The sequence below is a fragment of the Roseomonas rosulenta genome, from assembly GCF_016106005.1.
GTDB lineage: Bacteria > Pseudomonadota > Alphaproteobacteria > Acetobacterales > Acetobacteraceae > Neoroseomonas > Neoroseomonas rosulenta.
The window spans coordinates 1-3929 of the sequence record NZ_JACADR010000353.1 but is presented as its reverse complement, the minus strand read 5'-3'; the positions used below and the strand labels follow the sequence as shown (position 1 = coordinate 3929).

The 3929-nt window shown below is 73.3% G+C and carries 4 protein-coding genes and 1 tRNA gene; 2 read left to right on the top strand and 3 right to left on the bottom strand.

Annotated features, from left to right (window positions below; genetic code table 11):
• The 3 genes from HW578_RS23970 to HW578_RS23960 form a co-directional block, all read right to left on the bottom strand.
• Nucleotides 1–761, bottom strand: a 761-nt coding sequence (locus HW578_RS23970; RefSeq protein WP_198373220.1) for a GGDEF domain-containing protein, incomplete at its 3' end; no start/stop codon positions are given.
• 21 nt (nt 762–782) lie between these two features.
• Nucleotides 783–870: transfer RNA gene (locus HW578_RS23965), tRNA-Ser, on the bottom strand.
• 13 nt (nt 871–883) lie between these two features.
• Nucleotides 884–2284 carry an MmgE/PrpD family protein gene (locus HW578_RS23960; RefSeq protein WP_198373219.1) on the bottom strand — a complete coding sequence of 467 codons (1401 nt, stop codon included), beginning with the start codon at nt 2282–2284 and terminating at the stop codon, nt 884–886.
• Nucleotides 2285–2388: 104 nt separating this feature from the next.
• On the opposite strand from HW578_RS23960, the gene HW578_RS23955 reads away from it, so the two are divergent.
• Nucleotides 2389–3411 carry a lytic murein transglycosylase gene (locus tag HW578_RS23955; protein WP_198373218.1) on the top strand — a complete coding sequence of 341 codons (1023 nt, stop codon included), beginning with the start codon at nt 2389–2391 and terminating at the stop codon, nt 3409–3411.
• A partial coding sequence (locus HW578_RS23950; RefSeq protein ID WP_369407965.1) for a septal ring lytic transglycosylase RlpA family protein occupies nt 3408–3929 on the top strand: 522 nt, incomplete at its 3' end. The genes HW578_RS23955 and HW578_RS23950, both read left to right, overlap by 4 nt.

The following is a 3929-nucleotide window of genomic DNA, read 5'->3' as shown; positions in this document are numbered from 1 at the left end:
GCGAGGGCGGCCTCCGCCGCCGCGATCGCCTCCGCCAGCACGGCGCGGACCGGCCCGTCGCCGACCGGGGCAATGCCGACGCTCACCGTCAGGCGCCTGCCATCCATGCCCGGATGCGCGACGCGGGCCGAAGCCTCGCGGCGCAGCCGGTCGGCCATGACCGCCGCCGCCTCGGTGGTTGCGGAGGGCAGGAGTGCGGTGATGACGCCCGTGCCCGCATGGCCCGGCAGGTCGCCCGCGCGCGTCGCGTCGCGGAACACGGCAGCGAAGTCGCGCGTCACGGCATCGGCGGCGCGCGGCCCGCGCTCGGCGGCCATCGCGGGGAGGCCATCGACGCCGGCGGCGACGACCGAGGCGGGTATCCGGTCGCGCTGGCAGCGCGCCAGGGCAGGGACCGCCTGCTCGATCAGCAGCGCGCGATTGGGCAGGCTCGTATGCGGGTTCACGGGTGCGGCCTGCAGCGCCTTCAGCCGGTCGGCATCGGCGCGGCGGTAGGAGCGCACGAGCAGCAGAAAGGCGAGCGGCAGCATGGCCTCGACGAGGAGCCGGGGCGCCAGGCGCCAGCCCATCGCGGGCGCGCCGCCCAGCAGCGCATCCGCGCCCAGCACGGCAATGGCGATGCAGGCGGCGGTACCGAAGGCGGTGAACAGGAAGCGGCGCGGCAGGTGCTGCCAGGCGGCCATGGCGCGGATGCCGCCGGCCGCGGCGCCGAGCGCGACCAGTACCAGCAGCCCGTGCAGCGGCGCGACGAGAAGGCTCAAGCGCGCGGCCGGCTCATGCGGTGGCGGAAGGGGTGGGATTCGAACCCACGAGGGCTTGCACCCTGGCGGTTTTCAAGACCGCTGCCATCGACCGCTCGGCCACCCTTCCGCATGCAGGCGTTCTATTCCCCGGCGAGCCGCGCGGCCATCATCGGCGCGCCGAGCCGCATCATGCCGTTCACGTCCGCGGCCTTGTCGAGGTTCAGCACGGCATCGGCGAGCTGCCTCGCACGCTCGGCGCCCAGCACCGCATCGGCCAGGCCGTGGAACTTGGCACGCAGCTCGGCCTCCGTCAGGAAATTGGCGGGCTCGCCCTTGGGCACCTGGATCTTCTTCACGAAGGTCTGGCCGCGCGCATTCACCGTCAGCTTGCCGGACATGTATTCGGGGAAGTCGGCCTCGACCTCGGCATCCTCGGCCGGGGTGATCTTGCGCATGAGGGTGCGCAGGTCCGCATCCTGCAGCCAGGCGTAGCTGTCCCAGCCGAAATGGCCGCGCGCCAGCGCGCAGGCCACCACGAAGGGGCCCGAGAACTGGCCGTCCACGATGTTCTGCGGGTTCTGCTTGTACTGCAGCGGTGCGCCCACCAGCAGCATGCCCTTGTTGGGCAGGCCCATGGTGACGCTCTCGATCTCCTCGGCCTTGAGGCCGAGCTCGGCACGAAGTGCGAGCGCCGCATCCACGTTCGCATGGCCGTAGCGGCAGGACGGGTAGGGCTTCACCGCCGTCTCCATCAGCTCCCACTCCGACCCGAGGCCCTGCAAGGCACGCTCGGGCTTCGGGTTGGGCGCATAGGCGCGCAGGAAGCCGGCGCGCCCTTCCAGCGCCTCGCCGGCGCCGCGGAAGCCCTCGCGCGCCAGGGATGCGGCGGTCAGGCCGTTCAGCGCCGACCAGCCCACCTGGAAGCGCTTGGTCCAGGCGCCGTTCGCCAGGAACTGCAGGCTGCCCGCCGCCTGCGACAGCGCGATGCCGAAGGCGTCCTCGACCTGCGCGGCGGAAAGCCCGAAGACGCGCGCCGCCGCCGCCGCCGCGCCGAAGGCGCCGCAGGTCGCGGTCGGGTGGTAGCCGCGCTCGTAATGGTCCCCGCCCGGCAGCGACAGCGCCAAGCGGCAGGTCACCTCATAGCCCGCGACGATGGCGCCCAGCACGGTGCGGCCATCTGCGCCCACCATCTCGGCGGCGGCCAGCGCGGCCGGGATCACCGGCGCGCCGGGATGCAGCGTGCCGGCGGCATGGGTGTCGTCGAAGTCGAGCGAATGCGCCGTGGTGCCGTTGACGAGCGCCGCACCGGCCGGGGTGTAGCGCGCCGAATCGCCGAACACCGCGGCCGATCCCGCCGCGAGGCCCAGCGAACGCACCGCCGCCAGCAGCGGCGCCGTGCTCTCGGCATCGTGACGCCCGCGCAGCATGTTTCCGACCAGGTCGAGCACCAGGAAGCGGGTGCGGTCCTGCACCTCGGCCGGCAGGGCCTCGAAGCGCATGGAAGCGGTGAAGGCGGCGAGTTCGCGCGTGACGGCGGCCATGGCGTTGTCCTCCTGGGGTTGCGGTCTTGTAGCACTCCCGGCGGCGCGGCCAAGGCGCACAACCAGCGTTTGCATCGCCGGGGGGCGCGTGGCACGTGGTCGGGATGATCCCGCGCCGAGTCTTCCTCGCCGCCGCCCCGCTCGCCGGATGCGGCGCGGCTGCCACCCTGCCGGAGACGCCGGTCGCCAACACGGCGCCGGACGCGGCGCTGCCGGTAACCCCGGTCTCCTCCGTCTCCTTCGATCGCTTCCTCGAGGGCGTGAAGACCGAGGCACGGCGGCGCGGCATCTCCCAGGCCACGGTCAACGCCGCTTTCGCCGGCGTGCAGGCGAACCGCCGCGTCATCGAGCTGGACCGCCGCCAGGCGGAAGGCGCGCTTCCTTGGGAGGAGTACCGAGACCGGGTGATGGTCAATCCGACCCGCATCCAGAACGGCCAGCGGATGTATCGCGAGAACACCGCCTTGCTGCGCCAGATCGAGCAGCGCTACCGCGTCTCCCCGCGCGTGATCGTCGCCATCTGGGGCGTCGAGACCAACTTCGGCACCACCACCGGCGGCTTCGGCGTGGTCGAGGCGCTGGCCACCCTGGCCTGGGAAGGCCGCCGCGCATCCTATTTCCGCAACGAATTGTTCGCCGCGCTGAAGATCCTGGACGAAGGCCATATCCGCGCCGACCGCATGCGCGGCTCCTGGGCCGGCGCGATGGGCCAGCCGCAATTCATGCCGTCGAACTTCGACCGCCTGGCGGTGGATTTCGACGGCGACGGGCGGCGCGACATCTGGGACAGCCGGGCCGACGCGCTGGGGTCGATCGCCCACTACTTCCAGCGCAATGGCTGGCGCGAGGGCGAATCCTGGGGAATGGAAGTGCGCCCGCCGCCGGGCTTCGCGCTGGCCGGCGCGGATACCGAGACGCGCCGACCGCTGCGCGAATTCAACCGGCTGGGCTTCCGCACCGCCGCCGGCGGGCCGCTGCCCGACGGGCCCGAGGCGCAGGTCGTGCTGCCCTCGCGCGGGTCGGGCCAAGTCTTCCTCGGCCATCACAACCTGCGCGTGATCCGCCGCTACAATTCGCCGGTCAATTACGGGCTCGCGGTCGGTCTGCTGTCGGACCGCGTGGGGTGAGGGGCGCAAGCCTGCTGCTGGCGGCACTGCTGGCCGGCTGCGCCAGCCCGCCGGCGCGCTACCTGGTGGGCGAGCCCTACCGGTTGGGCGGCACCTGGTCCTACCCGCGCGAGGATTTCGCGCTCGTCGAGACCGGCCTCGCGACGCGGCATGCCCCCGCCGGCTGGAACGCGCGCACCGCGAATGGCGAGGCCTGGAGCGACAGCCGGGCGCTCGCCGCCCATCGCACGCTGCAACTGCCCGCGGTGGTGGCGGTGACGAACCTCGAGACCGGGCGCACGTTGCTGGTGCGGGTGAACGACCGCGGGCCGGCGAACGCCGGGCGCGTCATCGGCCTGTCGGACCGCGCCGCCACGCTGCTCGGCATTCCCGCCGGCGGCAGCGCCCAGGTGCGCATCGCGGTGGATGGCGAGCGCAGCCGCGCATTGGCGGAAGCGGCGTCGCCCGCCGACCGGCCGCCCTTGCCGATCGCGGCCGCGCCGCGCGCCGCGGTCGCGGCCGAGAGCCTCGATGCCCCG